This is a genomic window from Paenibacillus endophyticus, from assembly GCF_014192395.1.
GTDB classification, from domain to species: domain Bacteria; phylum Bacillota; class Bacilli; order Paenibacillales; family Paenibacillaceae; genus Pristimantibacillus; species Pristimantibacillus endophyticus.
Genome location: NZ_JACHXW010000025.1, coordinates 1 through 24,547 on the forward strand (window position 1 = coordinate 1; position 24,547 = coordinate 24,547).

The following is a 24,547-nucleotide window of genomic DNA, read 5'->3' on the forward strand; positions in this document are numbered from 1 at the left end:
CATCTCGCCATTACAGCGTTTTGAGGCGGTTTAATGATTAGACTAACGTTTGTAATGAGGCTTTCTTGCTGTCTACTTTATTAAGGCAAGGTCAGATATCTTAAATCTGCATTTAATAAGATGTAATGACGCTCTTCTCCCCAAAGTTCATCGCGAAGTACCTCATCTAATAATTGTGTGATTTTGGATTCATCTATCTTCTTCCATCCCTTAAAACGATCGGCGTTTAACATCGCTTCTTGCAAAGAAAGCCAATTATCCATTCCCCATCCTCGTACGTACAAAACGCCTTCAGCGAACTTAGTGAACACTGGTATATTAACCTTCTCTTCTCCATATCTATTTTCAGAAGATCTTTTCTTTATATTTAAAATATCAAAGCCAAGAATATTAATATCCGGCGGTAGTTGAACAACGCTTTTGTCCAATATTCCACCATCCGATAAAAGATCAAGAATGGCGTTAAGTAAACGATATTCTATTTTCGTAAGAACTCCATCATTTTCAGGGTGAATGAATTGCGTAATTCTACCCGTACGCCTAAACCCTTCTCGTATGGCTAACTTAGGATCAGACCCCTCAGGTTTATACTCGTCACTCCGCAAAATCTCTACTAATGCATAAACGACATCGTGTTTATCATTTCGAGGCGATTCCTTCTCGATTACACTTACCCTCTGTTCATAGGCTTGCTTTTGATAATTTTCAACATGAAGACTTCCAAGGAATGGTGTTGCCTCTTTGTGTATAAGCTCCAACCAAACATCATGGGAGCAATTAAGCATAAACGAATTATGGCCCTTTACATATGCCAATGGTTCCCCTTGATATAAGCCTGTTTCAAAAATAGAGACGGTATGTTTAAATAAATCGGCTGATCCCCATACTTCAAGAACTATTTGCTTAGGGCTAATAGAGAATAGCGGAGGAAGTTGTGTATACGATCGACTTTTGTTCTTTTTTCCTATCAGTTCTTGCATAGGCTCCAACGGCTTCCAATCTGCCAATTCCTCACAAAACAGTTGAAAAAAAGCTGCTTTTTCTGGAAAACCAACTCCTGCTCCAATCTTGCTATTTCCAAATAATCGGTTATATACAACTAATGCTTGCACATCCGAATCTGCCCCTTCATACACTAGAGGATTACTTAGAATCTCGTCCGAAGTGACGGTTTTCCCCCAAAGCACATCCCAAAATATTTCATCACTACGATCTACCCATCGTGTATGATTTCCTTTTCTCCGAAACCAGATTTTCGCATAGGACCGCGAGCCTAAACCACGATCACGGAGAAATGGATTATTTAAAGAAACCAACATTGCACTTTTCGTATCTCCTTCAACAAAGCAACCTTTCTCAGTTACATATGCCTCTCTAATGAATCGGCGTATTCCCAGAGAAAAGTGCAAAATACGCTTCCCTCCATCCCCACCACGAGTTTTCATCCTCAATCGAATAACATATGCATAAACACCCTTTTTAGAATTAATCAGTTCAGACATACATTCCGCTACCCCTTTAGTATGCACTTGACTGAATGATAAATTTGTAGGGAGCTCGCATCCTTCAATAATTGGAATTTTCTTATTCGTCTGACAAAACCGATTCGCGACAAGTGCAGGTATTAATTGATATTCATTTGTAACGGACAGCACATTAGCCAAAACTGTGCTCTCCCAATACAGTTCCTTTTCATGAGGCTCTTGTGGAGAATCTACCTTCGTTTTTGAGTTAAAGGCTTGTTCTTGGAACCAACCCATACAGAACGCCATAATCATGCTTTCCGGAATTTTCACTGTACTTACAATCCACGGCCCCCCTTGCTGCCAATACGATTGATCGTTCATCCATATAACTTCCGGAAAGATACTTTGTAGTTTCAAAGCAAGATTACCTATCCGAATCTTTAACTTGTAAGGCTCAGCAGGATTTATTTGAAATTGTCGAAGAAAGTCAAGCCAGACTTGTGGCATATCCATACGAAATACATTCAATCCCACTAACGCCTGTGCATTAACTTCCCAAGCAAGCGGTCTCAGTTTAATATCTTTTATTTTAGGCATGATCAATCCCCCTAATGGTTTGGATACTTTCAATAAAAGGCGAATATAAACTGAAAAATTCTGGTCTATGCTTATTTTCCAGCATGATCTTTCTCCAATATCCTAACATGGTTGAGTCCTTGTTTTCATATTTGGGCGGCTTATCGAATTTGGCATCACAATAGAATACATGAGCTGGCGATCCGTTTCGAATCATTCGTCCGATCGTCTGCCAAATAGGAACAAATGTATACCATGCAATTGATTTCCGGTCTAATTCACTCAGTTGTGCCCAATAGTCCGGTCTCTCGTAAAGATAATGAAAATAATGATTACTTTTTTTTCGTATAAGCTTAAGCGCATCCGCAAATAATTTGTTCTCCGCGCGGATCTCCTCTATATATTCATTATGCTTGGCATGAATCATTTGAATTAAGTAGCTTATGTCATTGGGTACGGGATAGGGGCGTATAAGGAAAAACACCGATCCGAACACAGAACCCCGATTTTCATCTAAAATATTGTAACCACGGTTTATAGACATGAGCGGCGCTACTAATAAATCTGCATTTTCATAGTGGAAGCTTTCCAGATTACTACGTGAATACGCCGTCTCATCTTCTAATGCTAACTCCCTTTGCAACAACCTGTAGCGCCCCTTCCATTTCGCCTCAGCGCTAAGAGCATGCCCTACTAATTCAACATCCTCATAGGAATTTACAATGATTAATGCCTTTCTAGATACGCCGCTCCGTTTCCATTCCAACAATTCCTGTTCAATTTTACGCAGCAGCTTCCTTGTCATCGTTTGAATAGCTCTGTTACGATGATCGCGATTAATTAACCCAGAAACATACAATGCATTATCAGGATCCTCATCATAGATGGGCCAATAATGCTGAGTAATTTGCGGTTCATCATGATATCTTTCCAACATCCAAGTCGGTGCTAATTCCAAATTGTAGTGAGGGGACCCTGGAGCATATGATGTTCCAGAGAGCAGAACAACCGCTGGCCCTTTCATATTATCTGAATGTTCATATAAGTGGCTCCACTCTTGTAGAAGAAGTCGTCCCACTCCTGTATATTCTATTAGTTTAAATGTCCCAACATCTTGCCCTTGTTTAATATCATAGCTGTACCCAGTCATAGAGCCCGTCATTGCGTCTTTCATAAAAGACTGTAAATCTTCCTGCACAGCAAATTGAGGATGCAGCTCAGTTACTAGATTAAGCTTCGCTTTAATTATAGGAAAGTACTCCTTTATCTCTCTCATGCAATAATCTGCTCTCACCAAATACAGATAAAACTCGAGAACATCATACCAAAGTTCACGGTCGATACTTGTCCGGAAACCACCACCAATGAATACTAAGAAGTGATCCAAAATAGTGCGCTTCGCATGCTGGCTTTGGGCATTCAACAACTCTTCTATTATTTTCACATAATCAGCGGCCAACGGGTCGTCCATATATCGTTTCAGATTTCGATGAACATGCACTTGTTGATCATTATCAATCGAACAAGCATGAGCCACCTGGTAAGTGATGGTCGTCATTCGAATCATCCGCCTTCGCACAAATTCACTTAGACGTGGTGAACGAACCAATTTTTCATAAATTCCAGCCCTTGATACTCGCTCCATCGTTACAAGACATTGGTTCCAGTAATCAATATCATAGTCTCCTGCATATTCTGCATACCGTCCTAGCGTTACATTCATCGATTCTTTATACAATCTCTCAAATAAAAGTTTTGTATCTCCAAATAGAGGAAACTCATTCACAAATGCTGAGTCAAACTGTTTCTGAACCTCATCCGCCTCATCCACGAATATCACATCAAGCAAATCATACATTGCTTCATAAATCGATCGTTCCAAAGGATCAATAAATGCAGGAAGCTTTGTCTTAAGAACACATGAAGTAGTAGTCACCCAAACCGTTGAGCTGGAAAGTGCCATATAGTCCTTATATAACCCACATTGTCCTGCAAATGGACAAGATAAGTTATTATTGTTACCTTGGGTTAGTTTTTTACAAGGAAAATGATTGCCTGCATCATAATCATCAGCAATTGCATGAATCAGACATAGCGAGGACACATGTGATAAACCAGAACCTAGAGAATCGCCCCACTCAGCTAAATCTTCTACATTATTCCTCTTAGAAGAAAGGTACTGTCTCTCATATAATTCCCTGTTAGATCGTCCAATTATCGGAGTAGCATCGATTCCAATCAATCTCAACTCTTCTACACGCTTCAACACTTGAGCTACACTACTTTCAATAAATCCAACGCGAGCTCCCTCATCCTTTACCAACCTAATGGTTTCACTGAGCATTAGACTCGTTTTGCCTGTTCCAAGTCCACCAACAAGATGTTGTACCCCGTCATAGTGGAATGTGGTTTCTGGCGGTACCGATAATGACCGAATCTGGAAATTGTAATGACGTTCGGAAATAGCTACTTGTGTGGATCCAGCAGAAACTTCTTTATATGCTTCCTTATCGACAACTTCATTTACTTCAAACTTACTCCGCCTTTTATCACGATATACAGGCAGCATCTCAGGAGGATCTGGTTGATTTAGAATGTGTCCAGTAAACTTATGAGGGATATCGCCCGTTAACCAACGCTTGTAAGAGAATTCACCCTGCTTAGCAAATTGCAAAGTTCGTTGTTTGTGCACTATAGGGTTACGCAGCTTTTCTTCGTACCATCTCTCCCTCTCTGAGAATTGTAACGGCGTTCGTTTAGTAAGTTCAGCATTACGCCATTCAAAGAGTAAGTATTTCGTATCGATCGTATTATATAATTCCGTTATATTCGTCCATTTGCGCTCTGACCGAATTTCTCGAAAGAGAACCCTCAGCCGGTGTACAATGTCTATATCCGTCTGCTTCGGAAGGATCGGCTCATCATAACCAATAAGAACGGACCAAGCCTCTTTAACGGGAATGCCAGGAACGCCAAGCCGACACCCTACTATCATCCACTCAAATACAAGTATTGCTTCTAGTTGGGGCTTTGAAAGCATAGTTCCCTGAAATCGACCACAAAATTCAGATAAGTAGTCAAAGTAACTATTTCTCATTTCGCAGCACCTCCCAGAATTCGGATCATATCACTCTCATTGACGATGCGCAGCACCTTCCTCCACTCTGGTTCCAACCAAATCCTCATCTGCTTAATATATTGGCGCGTGAGTTTATTACGATATGCTGGAATCACGATATATACATGACCTTCTCGATATTTATCCAGCGACGAAGAATCTAATTGGTTAAAATACATAGCGAGAGAATAAGGATTCTTATAATCTTTAACATCGATATGGTACGTTCTATCTTTCACACGAATAGCAAGGTCATATCGGTCTACATCAGGATACATTTCGACCTCGTAGCCTTTATTGGTAAGGCGTCTTTCCAGCCCTGTTTCCGCCAATCCAGGAGTTAGAGTGTACCGATGTACGCCTTCTTTCAAACGGAAGACACTCTCTCCACCATACTCAAGAGGCTGTGGGTCTTCTTGCGCTGTTATCTTCCCGCATAATCCTTCTTGGCCGCATTGCCACTTGCTTCCATTCCAGACCAGCGTCCATCCGCATCGTGAGCATCTTCGAAAATGACTAATACGATTGGAGATATCTTCAAAACACGCAAAAATATGCTCAGCCAGTATTGGATGATGAAAGGAACGCGCGAATTGATGCAATCGGGCACCGGTAATAATTGAAAAATTAGAATTCGATAAGAAAGTACGAATCTTCCGATAGATATCTTCCAACTGTGGTTCTGCATTTCTGCAATATTGTAAGATTTGATAGACCTCTCGTTGGTGTGATTCATATGGTGAATGGTAATCATTTAGAAAATCCATGGCTTCCGATGTAATACCTATGTTGCGAATATACAACGGAGCATCTGAAGGAAAAGGAATGGCTGCAGGCATGGGAACAGCCCATTCTATTAATGGACGTTGAAGCAATCGAACAAGACTAGGAATATCGGAAGGAACAGGCGATTGATGTTCTAGGCAAAGCTTAACCAACATTAAATGTCCTTTTTTAAGTTCTGCAGGGATAATCGTTAAATCCCTTTTCCATTTCCCAAGGCCCTCAATCAACTGAAACAGCATGTTATTGACTAAATCAGTGTTATTCATAAGTCACCTTCCCTTTATCTTCTTCTAACCTAGTATACCTGGAAATAATGCCATTAGTTTGTCAGCGAATGTCTGTTCGTTAAAAATAAAAAAAGACGACTACAATCGTCGTCTAGTTGTCATTATGGATTGGAACGAATAGTCTTTACTCCAATTGAGACAAACCCAATTGATAAGTCCCTCCGTTGGTTTCAGCATTTCTTTGGTTAATTCTAGTGTGGGCAATAAGGGCATACCCATTCAGTCAATTGTGTTTTATTACATTACAATCTCACAATTTTTATTTATCGTTGAAATTATACTCATAATGTCTCTTGCCTCGTTCAGATTATCTTTAAACAAACTGGTAATGCTTCCTAGGCTGCGAAAAGGTTCTTCCATGAAGATTTGATTATCTTCAATCATGCCATTTGCTACGATATAATCCACGATAAGCTTCACAAATCGAATCTGTGTGGCATTCAGATTCTCCTCACTTAGGAATATACTGAAAGCTTCATTAGCCGCGGTACGGTCTAGCCCGACCATTCTTCGAACCAACTTGCTCACAGGAGTATCACCAAACTCCTTCTCATACTCGGATCGGCTTCCTAGTTCCTCCCAGAGAATGCGTTCCAACGTATGGAGATCGACTGAAGTAAGCTGTTTGTTGTTACGGAGCTTGAAGACCGCCAGCTCATCCTTATGCTCCTTCAGGTAATGCTCTACCTTCTTCTTGTAATCCTTGAGGTTGTTCGTATTGTAGATGGCCCCGCCCTCACGAGTTTCGAGAATTTGGTCTTTGAAGTCTGTATAGTAAATCTTTTGCTTGCTCTTCTCGATAAACTTAATCAATTCCCGCAGAGCAACCCGCACTTCCTCCAATTCCAGCACATCCGCCTGCTGCCAGAATTCATCGGTTTGAACCTTTTCAATGATGTATTTCTTCTCCATCACTTGAGGTATTGTCCCAAGTTTACTAAGCGTCTCGGCGGTCTGTACGATACTACGGATCGGCTTCGTTGCATTTTTCTGCTGCAAATAGGCTAAGTCTACGTTATAAATCAACAAGTCGAAACGCTTAGCCAGCTCGTCATCTTGGAGAGGCTTGATGAGCGGAGTAATATGTTCCTTAATCTCCGCCACGCTTGATGCGCCTAAGCCCTGCCATGCATCTTTATTCTTGTATATCTCAACATACCGTTGCTTTAACTTCACGCGGAAACTCTCTTCATTCAGGTCCCTTACAGCGCCTAATAGATCACGAAGCAGTTTTTCCCTATAGAGGATGTAATCCTCTTCTTCCTGATACTTTAGATTCTGAAGTTCCCGCACAATGTCCAACTTAGAATGAAACAGCTTTTCCGTCAGACTCTCGCCAATTTCGCCCTCCAAGCCTTTCGGATTGGCACGGAAGAATTCGAAGTTATTGCAGAAATCAAAGATCAGAAACTGTTCTTTATCCAGCCCAACCCCAAGCAGATCTTCACACAATCGCGTCCCTCTTCCGATCATTTGCCAGAACTTTGATTTTGATCGTACTTTTTTGAAAAAAACAAGATTGAGCACCTCTGGGATATCGACCCCCGTATCCAGCATATCAACGGAAACCGCGATCTGTGGAAGCTTGTTCTTGGTGCTGAAATCATCAATAAGCGTATCCACATAGTTAATACTGTAGTCAATTTGCTTAATAAAGTGCGCGCCATATCCGGGGTATCTCTTATGAAACCGCTCGACGATGGCCTCCGCATGCCGGCTGCTCTTGGCAAAGAAAATGGTTTTACCAAGCTGATCTCCACCCTCTACCCGAAGCCCATTCTCCATTAGCTGATCCAGCACCATGTCAATTGTATTGGCATTGAACAGCCACTCATTGACCGCAGTGTTGGCAATGGAATCATCTACCGTCTCGTCTTCCGCAAAAGTTCTCTCAAACTCTTCTTTCTCTTCCTCACTAAGATCATCATAATGAATCCCGTCTTCCATAATCTTAGATTTAATCTCGATCGTACGGTAGTCTACCAAGTATTCATCTTCTACTGCTTTCTCCAGTTCATAGGCAAACGTAGGAACACCATTCTCCAACTCGAATATAGAGTATGTGTTTTTATCAATTTCGTCCTTAGGCGTTGCGGTCAATCCAAGAAGCATAGCATCGTAGTATTCGAAGATATCACTATACTTCTTATAAATACTGCGGTGGCTCTCGTCAATGATGATCAGATCGAAATGAGGCGGAGTAAAAAGCTTCCTCCCATCCTGCCGCTTCGTATCATCAATGGCGTTCATCATCGTCGGATAGGTTGAAAATATCATTCGAGACTGCTCTGGGTTATCCTTGTTTTCCAGTAGATTACATAGCGTAAGGCTGGGAAGCAAATAGCTAAAATTATGTTTGGCCTGCTTTACCAAAGTCCTGCGATCGGCCAGGAAGAGAATATTCTTCACCGCGTTGTGCCGCATCAATACATCCACGATAGATATAGCCGTTCTTGTCTTACCACTGCCGGTAGCCATAACAAGCAACATCTTCCGTTGCTTGTTCGTTATCGCCGTACACACATCCATAACCGCCTGTTTCTGGTAGTAACGGTTGGTGATGCTCTCATTAATCTCCACCGTGGTAAAAGGAAGCTTACTGCTCCTCCGATCCACCATGCGTTGCAGCTCATCCTTGGTAAAGATAGCAGCTACACGCCGCTTGGGATAGCCCTCCGCGTCATCAATCAGATTAATCTCGAATCCGTTTGTGATGAATATAACCGGCCGTTGTCCATACTGATTATGCAGACAATCCGCATACAGCTTGGCTTGTTGAGAGCCGACTATTGGGTCTTTCCCGGTCTTCTTGGCTTCGATAACTGCCAGCGGTTTACCGTTGCTGCCATAGAGAACATAATCTACAAAACCCGTACCTGTTAGGTTAGGCATCCCTTCAACGGGTACCTCTGTGATACAATCGCGGCCCATCTCCCAGCCTGCAAGCTTAAGCTCAAGATCAATATATTTGGATCTCGTCTGAGCTTCACTGAACGCATCCACCTCAAAGTCATAGCCCTCAGTGCTAGCTATTCGTTGTGCAGTCATCGCTTCGCGTAGTGTTTCATTCTCTTTGCGAAGTTCATCCAGTCTTTGATCCTTAGAACTCAGCTTCTCATACAGATCCTGCAGCTCCTCAGGTCTGGTACGTTTCTCTTCACCTGTTCGTAGGAGCTCCTCATCATAATCCGGACAAGTGTAAGCTTCGGCATAGCAGTAATCGATCCAACGTACGACCTCATGCAAGTTCCGAAGCGAGAGTACAGCCTCATCCCTCACAATAGAGGCATTCGTATGCACCGCCGTATTTCCAAGCTTGATGATGTATTTCATCAGTGGGAATAATTGAGGATCAATAATCTGCCTGAAGGTCGACTCATGAATGAGACTTGAGATATTATCCTGATATGGAATCGTCAGTTCATTGTCGAACGTATATACCCATTTGATAGCTAACTCTAGCGCTCGTCTTGCCAGAATCGCACAAGTTGCAGGGGAAACAAGGAGGCTTTTCTCTGCCTCCACGGTACTGTCTGCGAAGGATTGAAAAGTTGTTTTCTCCTTCAAGAAATCAAAGTTCGTACTCATGACTATCCCCCTAGAATAATTCGCCCTTGAACGCTCGTTGTATCAGTGCATTGAAGTTATTCTCTAGTTCAGTAAGGCTTTGTTGAAGACGCTGTTTTTGCTGCTCGATTTTTCCGACTTGCTCGGCGAAGCGGTTTTGAAGCTCTAGAGAGGGGAATAGAACTTCAATATCCTTCACCATTGAGAGGTTTAAATTTTTTTGCCTTACCCCTCTTTGCTGACTTTTATAGAAATCCTTATTGAATTGTATACAATAATAAACAAATAATGTATTTATAATACGGTAGTTTAATTTTGCGTAAGCTATTGCCTGATTACAAGCGCATTCCATTAAATTAATCGTTGACTTTAATGCTGCTGTATCGTACATCCCAAGTAATAAGCTTTCTTTCGCTATTAACTTTGCAGATGAATTTTTTATTGCATCTTCAGTGATATGTTCTAAACTGTCTTTTGTATAAACACTGTTCAGCTCTCCAGAAGATAGCCAAGGGATATTTCCATTATAATATTCTTTGTTACTTCTTGAGGGTGTCCCTCCACTTTTCCATTCTCCGATTTCCTTTAATGCAATTTTTTGATGACCATTACTATTATTTACCGGATCACCAAACATATGGTAAAACAAACTTTTTACCAGTTCATCACAAGCTTCGATTTGTTCTTTTCTTTTGTCTATCAGTTCTTGGGCTTTGTCGAGTGTTAGTATTATTTTCCTTTGAGTTTCTATATTTGGTAAATAAAGAACAATCTCACTTATATCTTTAACAGAAAGGTGTTTAACTGTTACAAAGGGAGTTTTATCTTCTATGTTCTTTAGATATTTGGGCAAGATGTAGCATAGATAATCATCAATAAGTAGGCTATTATTTCGACTCTTTATTCTACATACCCGCTGATTGAGCAATGCTTTTCCAGAAGACCATTTTCTAATACTAAAAGTTCCATCCATAGATATTAAAACATCATTATTCTGTACTAAATACTTTTCATCGTATTCACCTGAATAATAAGAGCTAATATTTCCACTTGTGACATCCCTGATTCTAATTATTGGTAAACCTTCTTTATCGTTAAAAAATTTAGATTTAAAAGTATAACCCGATTCTATGCTGATATAATTACCTAATTTAACTTTATTCATGGATCTCAGCCTCTATACTCCCAACAAGCTCTTCCAAACCCGCCTGAATTTCCTCTTCTAGTTGTTGAATCCTCAAGAGTATCTCACGGGGATGAGCGTACGCTAATTCCTCATACTCTATTTCCTTATATTTATTAATTGATAGGTCGTATCCTTTGTCACGAATCTCTTGAACATCTACCAAGAAACTCTGCTCATTTCGTTTTCGCACAGTCTCTTCCTGTAGATTGCCAAAGCGCTGAACAATGTCTGGGATATCGTTCTGCTCAGTCAGTTGTCTTTTATCATCCAGCGAATAGCCGTCTGCCTTCATATCAAAGAACCATACCTGGTCCGTTCCGCCTGCTCCTGTCTTGGTAAAGATAAGAATAGCAGTACTCACGCCGGCATAAGGCTTGAACACTCCACTTGGCATCGAAATGACTGCTTCCAGCTTATGTTTGTCCACCAGTTCTTTTCGGATCTCTTTATGCGCGTTACTGCTGCCGAACACCACGCCGTCTGGTACGATTGTCGCGCTTCGCCCACCAAGCTTGAGGCTTCTTAGAATAAGTGCCAGGAACAGAAGCTCAGTTTTCTTCGTCTTTGTTACCTTTAACAAATCGCCGCTTACTGCATCGTAATCGAGTGATCCTTTAAACGGCGGGTTGGCTAGAACCAGAGTGTACTTTTCCTGATCACTATTTTGCTCTGAGAGGCTGTCCTTGTACTCAATGTTTGGTTGGTCTACACCATGCAGCAGCATGTTCATTGCACCGATCCGAAGCATCGTTCGGTCCATGTCGAATCCGTAGAACATGTCTTGGTGAAAATGCTTTTTGAGGCCCGCATGCAAGAATAAATCCGCATGATTCTCTCTCACATATTCCTGTGCTGCCACAAGGAAGCCGGCACTCCCCATCGCGGGGTCAGCGATTACATCGCTCGGGCTCGGCTTCATCAGGCGAACCATCATCTCAATAATGTGTCTCGGTGTACGGAACTGTCCATTGGTACCAGCAGTTGCTACTTTAGACAGAAGATACTCATACAAATCGCCCTTAGCATCCCGCTTCTCCATATCAATTCCTTCTATGCCATCAATAATCTTCGTCAGCATTTGAGGAGTAGGAATCTTGAATATGGCGTCCCCCATATATTGGGCATAGGCGGAATCGCCGTCCTGGTGCAGATTTTTGATAAATGGAAAGACTTGATTCAACACCAGACTATACATCTGGCTAGCTTCCATGTTCTTGAATTTGCTCCAACGCAAATCTTGCTTGTCACTTGGAAACATTCCCTCATAGTTTAAACCAAGGAAAGCTGCTTCACTTTCCTTGGTGGTTTCTATATCATCTAACCCTTTAATGAAGAGCAGGTATGTAAATTGCTCGATGACTTCGAGCGGATTCGTGATTCCGCCTGTCCAGAATGTCTCCCAAATCTTGTCTACCTTATTCTTAATTTCACCAGTTATCATATGAACCTCCATGAATGTCTCTGTCTTTAATCTGGACTAAGTATATCTTTCATTTGCAGTATTCGACAAGGAACAAAAAAAGCCTTCACATTAGCTTAACCGCTGTATTATTTCTTCCGGCACTTCACCCAAAAAATAATCCTCAATTAAATCCCAAAATCGTTTGGTATCCACTTGGTTCTCAAATATATAACGCATCATTTCAACAGATAGCTTATGCCTCTGATGAACGTTTTCAAGAATGTAATTTCGATAACGTGCCGGGCTGCCAACCGTGCGCTCCAATTGCATACGTGAGTTTATCCTTATGAATATTTCCGGATTATCCCCACCATTGATCCGGTACATGAGAAGCCCTAGCGACTCCATAAGTCCAAGATAAATAAATCGCTTTTCTTGCTCTGATCCAAATAGTTTTGGAAAGTAGATATCTTGCTCCTGATCACTACTTTGCAACGACATCTGTTGATGCAGCATGTGATGCGTTTCTTGTATCATCCAATCCGTAAACCCTGCATAACCACTACTTATGAAGTGATATTTCGCCCGGGACTCATCGTAAGCAAGAAAACGATTATAAAAGTTGTTGCTCTGCCTCATGAGTCGATCATATGTGTAGCAGCTATCAAGGATAACCTCAGCCATCATTTGGGAAGCGTACTTCGTTCCACCTAAGAAATCAAGAAGCTCACTCGCTAATTCCTCGATGTTGAAGTATGCTTTCGTCTTCGCATACCTACTCATAATCGTATTGATTCGTTCAGCCCATGATTTCACTTGAGCTTGAAACACGCTCACATTGTTGGTTTTCAGATGCAGCTGAACCTGCAGCACTGGCGTTATGATGTCTCGGAACGGCAGCTTCACTCGATCCCCACTATGAAACTGGTACTTAAATTCCGGGAACGACATGGATTGAAAATGATCCTGCCAGATTCCTTTTAAGTCCACTTGGTAAATAGATTTACGTTTCGAGCCTTCACCAAATGTATGCTTCAAAGCAAAATATTGACCGTACTTAGGGAAGATTTTACCTTCTGCCTCGTAGGGGACATTAAAATACTCGTTGGCAAAGATGCTTCGAGGCCTAGCTATAATCGGCGAATATGTCAGCTTGGCTTGAAAATCCTTTTCAATAATAAGAAGTGCGGTTTTAATCTTATTATCGAAGCCATCGTTTTCCCGTGTATTTCCTTCCTGGAAGATGTACCTAAATTCATCGGCACTAATCAATAAATTTCGGATGTTCTTTCCTTTATGTCCATCTAATATGGACAATATCTTCTGCATGACTTGAACTAATTGACCTTTCTTTATCGTAGAGATTCCGTGAAGACGCTGAACATGCACAAAATCTTGGGGTAAAAAATCAAAATATGCATATCCAGTATCCAGCGCCCTCGCTGCGCGGCCAATCTCTTGAATGTAATCACAGACATTACCTGTCGGCGCGAAATGGTACACGTTTTGAATATCCGGAATATCGATCCCCATCCCGAATGCTTTTGTCGCTAACATTACAAGCGCTTCGTTAGATTTGAATCGAAGATAGTTTTCGTTCTTCACTTCTTTTTCCAAAGGCCCATAATATATAGACAAATTTGATTTCGCCTCTTCAGTGCCATAAACACGTACAAATTCCTTAAAGTCCAGGATTGACCGAACAGTAGGGAAATAGACTAATGTCTTGCTTCTCTGCTGGACAAAACGTTCTACACGATTTAGGAGTAACTTATTCTTATCCATTAAGTACTCGCTAAACCGCTTATCATAATCAAGCTTCCGTTTGATTTGGATCTCCAGATCGTCTCTCCTGACATAACCAAAATAGCTAATCGGGCTGATCAAGTTCAAACTGTCTCGTGTCTCTACGTACATATCCTCAATACCGCCATAAATAGCCGTTGCAGTAAAGGTGGCAATTGGGAAGTTTCTTTCTTTCCGAAGTTTGGATAGATAGGTCCCAAGGTACCAGTAATCGGAGCGGAATGCTTTACCCCATGTGGTCACGATATGTGCTTCATCTATAACAAATAATCCGACTTCACGTTCCCCTATGAGTTGAGCAATATCTGAGCGACTAAGCAAGGTTTCAGGTGAGATGTATAGAATTGAAACTTGGCCGCTCTGAATGCGATTACGAATTTCAATCTTTTCTACTGGACTAATTTCAGAGTTAATAGTAGCGGACATATGAACCTGATTAGCCAGCAGTCCTTGAACCTGATCGTTCATTAAACCAATCAGTGGAGAAATAATAATGGTCATCATATTATAGGTTTCCGCAAGGTAAATGGCCGGAACTTGGAACATCACCGATTTACCGGCTCCTGTCGGAGAGGTGACAAATAAATCACGATAATCCTCTCCTGCTTTTGCTTTAAGCGCCTGTTGAATAATGTCATCTACGATTTGTACTTGTGATATTTCTGTCGTTGTTTTATCGCCGATTCGACTTTGAACGTTCGTGTACATCTTGAGTGTACGAAAACCGGAATAACCCCAGTACCGTTTTAGCACTGAAATGTAAGGTGTATTATCAATGAAAGCTCTTGGTTTTGTCTCCTTGGCCACCAAATATATCATGTAATTAGTTTGGACCACCGCCTGTAAAGTCAGCAATCGTTCATGGTACTGGTGAGGGGTAGCATTCAAATCTCCTGTTACAGCGATAAAAACATCCCCGCTGGGAATGCGACTATTTAACAAATCATCTTCTAGCTCTAAGAAGGTGTCTTCATTCTCTGATAACTCCAGGTGAATGTACTCTCCATCCATCAGTACCTTGGAAGGTAATGATTTCACTTCCTCATAGAAGGTTACTTCATGTTCTCCGACATTCGGGTAGGTAACGAAAACCTGAGCTCCTATACGACGAACGCTTCCAAAATAGCGATAAATTAGTCCAAGTTGTTCATCACCATTGTCGTCGTAATCGGTCTCCTCATCTGATAAGACCTCCCAGGTTTGATCATCTACATTAATATCATAAATCGCTGGATAAGTATGATGATATAAGTTATTTCGAATAATGTTTACGGAATAATAAAGCTGAAGCAATTCCTCTCCAAATAACAGATACTCTTCAAAGGTACACCAGTAGAAGTCAGTTGCAATGTCTTTATTGAACAGTTGTGGGATAAGTAAAGCTTTCCGTCGATCCAAATCTTGAATCGATATGTTTATTGGTGCATCTGTTAATTTATTGTCATTGATTTGTTGGAATATCTCTGAATGAAACCCTTTCAACACAAGCAAACGGGGCTTATCACCCAATTGCTTAACTGCCAATTGTCTAAATTTCTCTAACAATGCCATATTCATCATTCACCCCTTAAGATATCCAAATCCATTTTTCTCTGTTTCTTACCGCTCGTAGATGTCTTAAAGCCTTACTCTCAATCTGCCTGATTCGTTCTCTTGTTAAGCCAAATATTCTGCCCACATCTTCCAAAGTGCGACTTCTGCCATCCAGCAGCCCAAATCGGTATTCAATAACCTTTCGTTCACGTTCTTGAAGACGACATAGAAGCTCTGCTACATTCTCTTGTAACATTCGTTGTTCAGTAAGCTCGTAAGGATCCAAAAATTCTCTTGGCATAGAAACAAATATTTCAAGTCTATCGTTTGGCACAAAATCAGAAAGTTCAGTCTCACTTTCATCACCTGTTCCAACTTGCTGGTTCAATGAGGTAAAGGATAGATAACGATGTTCTGCAAGCTTTGCATCATAATATTGTTTTTTTGTAATGCCTATTTCAGTACATATTTCTTCTATATCAGCTTTTTCATTATTGTCTCCATTGAATTGTGCTTCAATTTTTTTAATTTTACGAATAAGCTCGATGAGGTGAACTGGTACTCTTACTGTTGTCCCGTAATTCATTATAGAACGGATTACACGTTGACGAATCCAGTAAACCGCATAAGTTGAGAATGCCCCACCCATAGTTGGATCGAAGCGCTCAATAGCATCCATTAACCCGATAACGCCTTCATGATGCAAATCCTCTTCACTCAAGTTATGATTCATATAATTTTTGTAACGTTTCACTTCAGAGTAAACGAGATTCATGTTCGCTACCACAATGTTTTGTTTTAACAACTCGTTCCTACCCTGGGTGTAATCCTTTAACATATATTCATTCATCCGATACGAGGGCATGCTGGGTTCCTTCAGTGAAACCGGCTCTATCTGATGTTTTGGTTGAAGAGGTTGTGATAGTATATCATCAATCTCATCTATATCATTAGATATATTCTGGTAGTTAGCTTTCTCAGGAAGAAGCTCTTTTGAAACTGCCTGCCGACTTGCATAGGAAAGTTGTACATCCACATCAATATGTTTGTATCGTTGTTCTTTTAGGAAGTTATATACATCATCAGCTTGTAACGGATAGCTAAGTGCAATTTCTATCGTTCTCATTGCAAACGAAAGCTTGATCCTATGCTTTTTTGAATATGCGACAGTAAACCATTGTAATTGTTCCGCCAGCTGTTCAGAATTTGAATGCATATGTCACCTCTCAGATTAACATTGATTAACGAAACATCCTAATAGGAATACTCTACTTGATTTATCGTGAAAACTCTCCAGCAGTGAATAATAAATTCCATCTTTATATCGATGCAGCATATCTATTTTTGGTATTAGCTCCCCGCCTATGCAACAAACAGATAAACAATTGTTGGTCCAAGCCTATCCTTTTACTCATACATCCCCCGCCATCGCTCCAATTTCTCCTTCATTGCATCGCGATACTTGCGCGGTTCCAGAATCTCCGCGTCCGGCCCGTAAGAGTTCACCCACTGCAGGAACTCACGATCATGATTGAGCGTTACCTCGAACAGCAGACTGCCGTCAGTCTGCGGCTTTATTCGCGGCTCTACAAACCATTCTTCCTCCTGAATATACCTTGCGACAACTGGCGAGAATCGCACCTTGAATCGGATCTGTTCCTGTCCACGCTCAATAGAGAATGTGTTCTTCATATATTGACGAATACTGAAGTTTCCTTTGTCGAATTGCTTTTCCGTTACATCGATATTTAGGAAACGACTGACCCGGAAGGTGCGAATCTCTCCTGCTTGATGGCAATAGCCAATCAAGTAGAACCGTTGCTCTCTCGGAACAAGGAAGTAAGGATCAATCATACGCTCGGTCTGTTTGTTGCGGCCTTGTGAATGGTAAACAGCCTTTAATGACGTCTGCGATAGAATCGCCTGAATAATCGGGAACAGATCATTCGATCCTTCATCACGACCAACCGGAGTTCCCATTTGAATGACATCTGCTACTTGCTGAACGACACTCGCATGTTGAGATTTTTCCTTGTGGTGGGTTGCCATTATTTTCTCATAAGCAGCATCAAACCCTGGTGGAAGCAGCGGTTTCACCTGATCGATTACGGATGGCAGCATCGAGAGTACAAATGCCTCCTGCTCCGTGAAATTCAGAGGATACATAGAGAAGCTTCCAACGAACGAGTATCCCTTCCCATGTCCTAAGCTCGTAAAGGGGACAAATGAGCTGAGCAGTTCCAAGTCCCGATATATGGTTCTATCCGTCGTCTCACAACGTTCTGCAAGCTCCCGGCCAATTATGCCCGGTTTTCCTTGAATGAGATTAATAATACGCAATAATCGAATAAGTCTTTCATTCATATCTGCACCTCACAATTTGTATTCCCATACATTTTCTAGTTCCAGAAGACTATTTCCTGCTACTGGATGACTATGAAAAAGTTACCGTTTTGTGAACACGACCTAATTTCTTTCTTATTAAACTTGTATAGTAAGCGTAGCAAAGTCTTCTGACATAAGAATGTCACCAAACATACGTTCCAACAATAGTATGCAAACAAACCCAGTACCAATTGAGGTCCTGGGTCGCTAATATTGGTTTTCAATTTCAAATCAACACTTCATACGTTGCTAACTGGGTGAAATACAATCCCGCTTCCTTCACCTTATACCCGAACACATTCTCCCACTCCGTGGCATAAGCCAGAACTTGCAGTCTATAGAAATCAACAAACGACTGCAGCTTCTCCGCAGGCACGCTGTCCGTCTTGAAGTCTACGATAACCCAGCCGTCCTCTTCCTCGAACAGAAAGTCGATAACGCCCCGCACATAAGCAAACTCGATGAAATTTGATTCATATGAATCGGCATCAGGATCCCGTATGCAAGCATGCTCCGCGCCTCCACTTAATAAACTGATTTCATCTACTGGCTTCCGCAACATCAGCGGCACCTCAAACAATCGGCGGCGAGCACGCAAGCTGCGCTGCCAGAGGTCACTATCTATCACATTCCGAACAATTCGGACAGCTTCGCCAAAATGCTGGGCGTCTAATTCTTCCTCTTCCGCTAATAAACTTACTGCATCCGCCAACTCGAAATCCGATAAGCCTTTTCCCATCATTTCCAGGGACCGATGAACCACACTCCCAAAGGCCATACCTTTGCCTTCCGAAGACCATTCTGGCTTATCGCCGATTGTTTTCGTTTGGCCAGTTACCGAAAGCAAAGCATAAGTCGGCGCACCGATCGCCTCCAGCTTCTGCTGCCGATTCTTCATCACAGATGTCAAATCCGGTCGCTCGTTCACCTCTGCCTTCTTCTCTGCTTCCATTACTGGAACATCTAGCTCACGCGCATCATTCATTCCGTCCATGAGCGGTGACCAAGGGCACTTCGCCGGTTGGTCCGGATAGAGACTGATAACCAACATCTGCTTAGGACGCGTCGCGGCGACATAGAGTAACCGATCTTTCTCTGCGTTTGAGAAAGTACGTTCCAGCTCATTCATGATCTCCCAACCATAAGGTTGGGCCACTACTTCCTTTTTAAACTCGCCAACATCTCGGCTTATTGTAAAGTAGCCTGTCGCCGGTTCAGTAGTACGATCAATATGCTGCGTCGCATCATGATCGGACTCCCCGCAAGGGCAAGCTAAGAAAACGACTGGCGCTTCAAGCCCCTTCGCCTTATGCAGATTCATTATCCGAACAGCTTGGTTTCCGCCAGCATAGAGACTCGAAGTTTCCATCCCTCGATCTGTAAGCATTTCCTCAATGAATTGACAGAGTTCCGACCAACTCGAGCTCGCCGCTTGATTGCTATAGACTAGCTGCAGCATTCTAACCAACGTTCCCGCTCTCACAGAACCCGCCGGAAGCGTCGATACATATGGCAGCACACCGAGATCTTCAATAATCCGACTGAACGCTGTGCTTGCGCTTAACATCCGGATCCAATCTGCGTATAACCGCAGCTTTTCAAGCACGATAACGACCGGCTTCGCTTCATCGCTGCAAGTTGCAGGATCTGGGAGATCAAATAAAGAGAACCGGAAACCTTCCCTCTTGTAAGCCCATAACTGTCGGTCACTCAAGCCGAATAGCATACCTCGCATAACGGCGAGTAACGACGGTTTATCAGCGAAATCCTCAAGACAACGGACCAGCTGCCATAAAGCCAATAGCTCCTCGTAAACCGTCGTACTTCCAGAAGTATCCGCTGGGATGCCATACCAATCAAGCTGCTCTGCATATAGATGGATGAATTCTCTTGTTTTCGTCAGTATTAGAAAATCGCTTGGAACTGCATCCCGGGTTCCACCGTTGCCATTTGCGATCTGCAAGTTGCCGTCTTTGCACGCCCATGAGACATAGCGCGCTATCTGGTCGGCATCTGTTTGTGCGACTACAACTTTACCTCCTGGCATTTTCGGGTAGTTGAGAACATAGATGCCATGTGTCGTTTTGTCCCCGCCTTTAGGATCAGGAGCATGTGTTTCCATCTTTACGAAGGCTGCCTGATGCTCCGTCTCTGAGGCTGGAAGCTTGCCCACAAACTGATCATTGATAAAATCACCTATCGAACTCACTGAACGGAAATTGGATGTTAGCCTCAGAACCGCACCGCATTCCAGTATCCGCGCCTTCACTTCGTTATAAATAGAAATGTCCGCTCTGCGAAAACGATAAATCGACTGCTTCGGATCTCCGACCACGAACAAAGAACCAGGCCGAGGTGTAAGCCTCCGCCAATCCTTTTCGAAGCTAATGTCTCCAGTACTGCCCGTAAGTAGAAACATCAGTTCTGCTTGAATGGGGTCCGTATCTTGAAATTCATCCACGAGCAGTCTCTGATATCGTTCGGAGAAATATGTCCTTACTTCCTCATTCTCACGTACCAATTTGGTAGCTTCCATGAGTAAGTCTTGAAAGTTCAACTTTCCTGCAGCGTATCTGAGTTCCTGATAATAAGCAAGTACAGGTTGTACAAAGCTTATCAGCTTGGGATACATGTATTCATGCCACTCACGAAGGAATGGAATCAGTACATTTATTTGCCAATCGGCAAATTGCTTCTTCATTTCGCTAGCGTGCTCTTTGGAGTTCCACCTATTAAGCGTTACGTCTAGCTTACGATCGAACTCCTTCGCGATTTCGAGTATTCTCATATCATCCGATAAATCAATTAACCGCATCTTCTGGTTGGTTTGCCGAACAAGCTTCTGAACCGTATCCCAACCCTTCTCTGGTTCAACGATCGGAATATAAGGCGCTGCGGCATCAAGAAGAGGAAACAGCGTATCTCGAATCCGTTCGAAGTTAGGCCGCTCCCGCTCCATGCAAGGAAGCTCAACATCGGTGAATGAGGACACACGGTCGTACACCCCACGAAGCGTGTTGACATCCACACGCAATGACAGTAATTCCTCGAACCTTTTTCGTGCTGCTTCATTCAATTCTGACATGTACTCATCCCAGCAGATCGTACGCAATCGCTTGTCGTTCTCTTCGTCCAGCTCTTCAAAAGATGGATCCAGCCCTGCTTCGATAGGACGCTCGCGCAGCAATGAGCCGCAGAATGAATGTATTGTACCTATAAATAGGAGGTCGAGGTTTCCCAGCGCCACAGACAAACGCTCCTGAGCGGAGAGACCATCCGCAGAGCAAAGGTATGCTTTTTCCAATGCGAGTCGGAACCGCTCCTTCATCTCATCCGCTGCTTTGTTCGTAAACGTTATAGCGGCGATATGGCCGACATTCACTCCTGACTTAATCAACACGAGAAGCCTGCCGACCAAACTAGTCGTTTTACCCGATCCAGCCCCTGCCTCAACGAGCAATGTCGTATCTAAATCCGTAAGTATCCGTTTCCGATCGGCTTGATCAGCAGGCACTATTAACACATTCGATTCAACCAAATCGCTCCACCTCCAGCAGTGTACGCAACAAATCCATATTGATAGACGAATCCCGTTTGCCCGCCATCCACTCCGAATGCGATCCGCACACAGCTTGGTAATCGCACCATCGGCATGTATTCGCATTTTTAGCTGGGACAAAGATCCCACGGTTCTGAGATTCTAGTAATTGTGAAACGATAGCAGACAGTTCCTCTCTCCTGTTCTGAGTACGTCGTACATACTCGCCTCGTCCGCGTTCTGTCGGGAAATAATATTCCGCCTCGAGCACCTTTGCTTCGGGATCTATCCCCGTTTGGCGAAGCCACTGCTCTACAGCGACCGAATACAAAGCATGCTGCAGCTGTGTCCCCCCGCTGAAATACTCTGAAGGCTTGTATTTGTTTGTGCTGCCCGTTTTGTAATCTATAATTCGGTATTCATGAGGCCCGATCCGATCAACTCGGTCGACGAAGCCTTTCAACTGAATACGAATACCGCCGGGCAATTCTATTTCCATCGGCTCCCCATCACTAGTTGACAGTTCTAATTCAAAGAAGCACGGTTGATCCGTTTTGCCAGCTTCATTGCGAAAGAAGATGTCCGCATCTCGTTGGATTTCTTCACATTCCTTGGCAAGTACATGCCTGTTAGGCGCCGGGATAGATAATGTAGTTTCCCTGATCACCATATCCACAATTGCCATTAATCGGTCCCTGTCATGCTTGGCCGAAACCTTGCCGCACTCTGTAACATCTTCTATATACCTTCTAAAAATATCATGAAGCAAGGTACCTCGCTCACCAGCTTGCAACCAACGGGTACGATCGAGCGCCGCGACATTCTTCGCGCGAAGCTTCAAGACATAATGAAAATAGTATTGCAGTCCACAATTCGCATATTTCTCTAGCTGACTTGCGCTAATGGCACTCCAGCTACTATCTTCTAATTGTTTGGGGTATGAGGATTGATCCCCGAGAAAACCATCATAAGCTGAAACTTTTTCATCCATTCGGAGCTCCTTAGCCCGATATCCTTGGGCAAGAGAGGGATACGTCTGAAGCATAGCCTGCCATCCATCCGCGCTTTTGCCGAATGTTCTCCGCAGCAACAAGCCTGCCCATAAATCGGTATTATTAAAAGGAGTGGATACTTCGCTTTCATGCATCATATCCATAACGCTGTAGGGCTCGCCTAATGAGTGCTCCAACGTTGCGAAGTCTAATGATGAATCTCCTGACTGCAATCGGAAGACCTGAAGCATCTCGAATGCAGGACTCTGGCTTTTCTTATCCCCTGCGTCATAGGAAGAATAGCTTAGCCACACTTCGCCCCGAATTAGCGAGAGTCGAGACTCTCGTTCATTTCTTATTTTTTGGGCACGTTGCTGAGTAGACACCAAATGCTCGGATAGCACCTTACGCTCTTTGTCCAGAAGTAGCGGCTCTTGTTTGGCGGATACGCTCCAGGTTCCCTGGTCCAAGCCTGCGATCCATGTACGTTCTCTCCCGCTCCATCCACCATTATGCAAGGAGCTGACATGAACTGCACCTGGCTTTGGAGTCGCCGAGACGCGAATTCGGATTCCGCTTAACATCTCTCTAACGTATTTAAGAGCCAGATCCATTGGCATGCATTCACGAGGGCTCTCTGAGAATCGAATGACTAACTCCTGTAACGTGTTTCCTACATAAACATCGTCCTGAGACCGTCGAGGTGCATATTGCTTTATGAATTCAGACACCCACTCTAGAAGTCTAAGAACATCCCAGTCATCTCCCTCAGGCAGTCCCTCAAACAAAGTTGCCAAATAGCCGTACAAAACAGTACTTTGTTCTTGATCCTCAGCTCCTATTTCTTCTGGATGAACCAATGCAAGATACCGTTCCCTTCCCCAACCAATTGAGGATCTCTCCAAAATTCGAACCCATTCGCCCCGTGACCATCGTTCATCTGAAAACGACATATAGCCATGTCTCAGCATCTCTGAAATCCTCTTTACCGGATAGCCATCCTCAATCCAGTCAAGTATACCTGCTGCCGCTTTCCCTGCAGCGCAGAAGGCAATAGGCAAACCGTTCGAGTATGAGCAAGCTGCACCCATTTCTTCTGCATGCGCATGAATAACGGAGATATATCGCTCATAGTCGGATAAAATAATTTCCGTGTGATCGAGTGCCTCTGGTTCAGATAGGATCCGCCGAATTCCTTCTCTAACTTCAGCTAGACTTCCGGTTGCGTGAAACATAGTGAATCTATTCTTCGAAAATCCTTCGCTTATATGAAATGGAGTTTCAGAATCAAGAAAGCATAAGCATTTGCCCGCCAACTTTTCCATCATCTGATGTTCCACCCGTGTCCAACCTGTCGGCGAAAGAGCCAGATAAATGGCACCATCCGTTCCATGCTTCAAATATTCGGACAACCCGCCAAAATCAATCTGGCCATGCTCTAGTAGATACGTTTCATATCGGTTGAGCAATTGTTGCAAGTACATGCCTTTATCCGGATTAGTAAAATAATCCATCTTCATATCTTCCGAACAAATACCAGCCATCCGCATCTCTGATATAGCATGGTATACTTTCTCCACAATACCGGGCTTCATCATAGAATGGGTAATGTAGCATTCCGAGGTTTCCTCGGCCAACTGCTTCATTAATAGTCGAATAATCCAAACAGCCTGCCCCTCATCCAGCAAATGAATCTTCCTTTGAAACAGCTCCAACTTAGCTTTAGCCTCTATAATCCCACGAATGGTCTTTACTTCTACGTTAAAAAGAGCGCCGTGACGATTGCAAATCAGCTCGAGCAATTGATGTCCCTGCGCATAGGAACTAACCAGTAACACTTTAGGAGTCAATCGTTCCTCGTTGATTTTCCGATACAACTGATCAATCAGATCCATTTCGAAGCCT

The 24,547-nt window shown here is 42.9% G+C and carries 11 protein-coding genes; all 11 read right to left on the minus strand.

The genetic code is table 11. The annotated features are described in order from the left end of the window. Positions 1 to 80 precede the first annotated feature (80 nt). The 11 genes from FHS16_RS27170 to FHS16_RS27220 all read right to left on the minus strand — a co-directional run bounded on the left by FHS16_RS27170 (position 81) and on the right by FHS16_RS27220 (position 24,537). Positions 81 to 2,063 (minus strand): pPIWI_RE module domain-containing protein, encoded by a 1,983-nt coding sequence (locus FHS16_RS27170; RefSeq protein ID WP_183570143.1) that lies wholly within the window; start codon positions 2,061 to 2,063, stop codon positions 81 to 83. Continuing rightward, positions 2,056 to 5,139: a pPIWI_RE_Z domain-containing protein gene (locus FHS16_RS27175; RefSeq protein ID WP_183570145.1), complete on the minus strand. Its 3,084-nt coding sequence runs from the start codon at positions 5,137 to 5,139 to the stop codon at positions 2,056 to 2,058. Before FHS16_RS27175 ends, FHS16_RS27170 begins: the two co-directional genes overlap by 8 nt. Further along, positions 5,136 to 6,212: a restriction endonuclease-related protein gene (locus tag FHS16_RS27180; protein WP_183570147.1), complete on the minus strand. Its 1,077-nt coding sequence runs from the start codon at positions 6,210 to 6,212 to the stop codon at positions 5,136 to 5,138. The genes FHS16_RS27175 and FHS16_RS27180 overlap by 4 nt, the downstream gene beginning before the upstream one ends. A gap of 258 nt (positions 6,213 to 6,470) precedes the next feature. Beyond that, positions 6,471 to 9,821 (minus strand): DEAD/DEAH box helicase family protein, encoded by a 3,351-nt coding sequence (locus tag FHS16_RS27185; protein ID WP_183570149.1) that lies wholly within the window; start codon positions 9,819 to 9,821, stop codon positions 6,471 to 6,473. 10 nt (positions 9,822 to 9,831) lie between these two features. Then, the gene (locus FHS16_RS27190; RefSeq protein ID WP_183570151.1) at positions 9,832 to 10,965 is read right to left on the minus strand and encodes a restriction endonuclease subunit S; all 1,134 of its coding nucleotides are present in this window, start codon (positions 10,963 to 10,965) and stop codon (positions 9,832 to 9,834) included. Continuing rightward, positions 10,958 to 12,427 carry a type I restriction-modification system subunit M gene (locus FHS16_RS27195; protein WP_183570153.1) on the minus strand — a complete coding sequence of 490 codons (1,470 nt, stop codon included), beginning with the start codon at positions 12,425 to 12,427 and terminating at the stop codon, positions 10,958 to 10,960. Before FHS16_RS27195 ends, FHS16_RS27190 begins: the two co-directional genes overlap by 8 nt. Before the next feature lie 90 nt (positions 12,428 to 12,517). Further along, the gene (locus FHS16_RS27200) at positions 12,518 to 15,745 is read right to left on the minus strand and encodes a DEAD/DEAH box helicase (RefSeq protein WP_183570155.1); all 3,228 of its coding nucleotides are present in this window, start codon (positions 15,743 to 15,745) and stop codon (positions 12,518 to 12,520) included. A 16-nt stretch (positions 15,746 to 15,761) separates the two neighbouring features. Further along, positions 15,762 to 16,943: a sigma-70 family RNA polymerase sigma factor gene (locus tag FHS16_RS27205; protein WP_183570157.1), complete on the minus strand. Its 1,182-nt coding sequence runs from the start codon at positions 16,941 to 16,943 to the stop codon at positions 15,762 to 15,764. Positions 16,944 to 17,134: 191 nt separating this feature from the next. After that, on the minus strand, positions 17,135 to 18,091 hold the full coding sequence (locus FHS16_RS27210) for a helix-turn-helix transcriptional regulator (protein WP_183570159.1): 957 nt from the start codon (positions 18,089 to 18,091) through the stop codon (positions 17,135 to 17,137). 247 nt (positions 18,092 to 18,338) lie between these two features. Further along, complete coding sequence (locus FHS16_RS27215) at positions 18,339 to 21,650, minus strand: UvrD-helicase domain-containing protein (protein ID WP_183570161.1); 3,312 nt, start codon at positions 21,648 to 21,650, stop codon at positions 18,339 to 18,341. After that, positions 21,643 to 24,537: a PD-(D/E)XK nuclease family protein gene (locus FHS16_RS27220; RefSeq protein ID WP_183570163.1), complete on the minus strand. Its 2,895-nt coding sequence runs from the start codon at positions 24,535 to 24,537 to the stop codon at positions 21,643 to 21,645. Before FHS16_RS27220 ends, FHS16_RS27215 begins: the two co-directional genes overlap by 8 nt. Between the last annotated feature and the right edge of the window lie 10 nt (positions 24,538 to 24,547).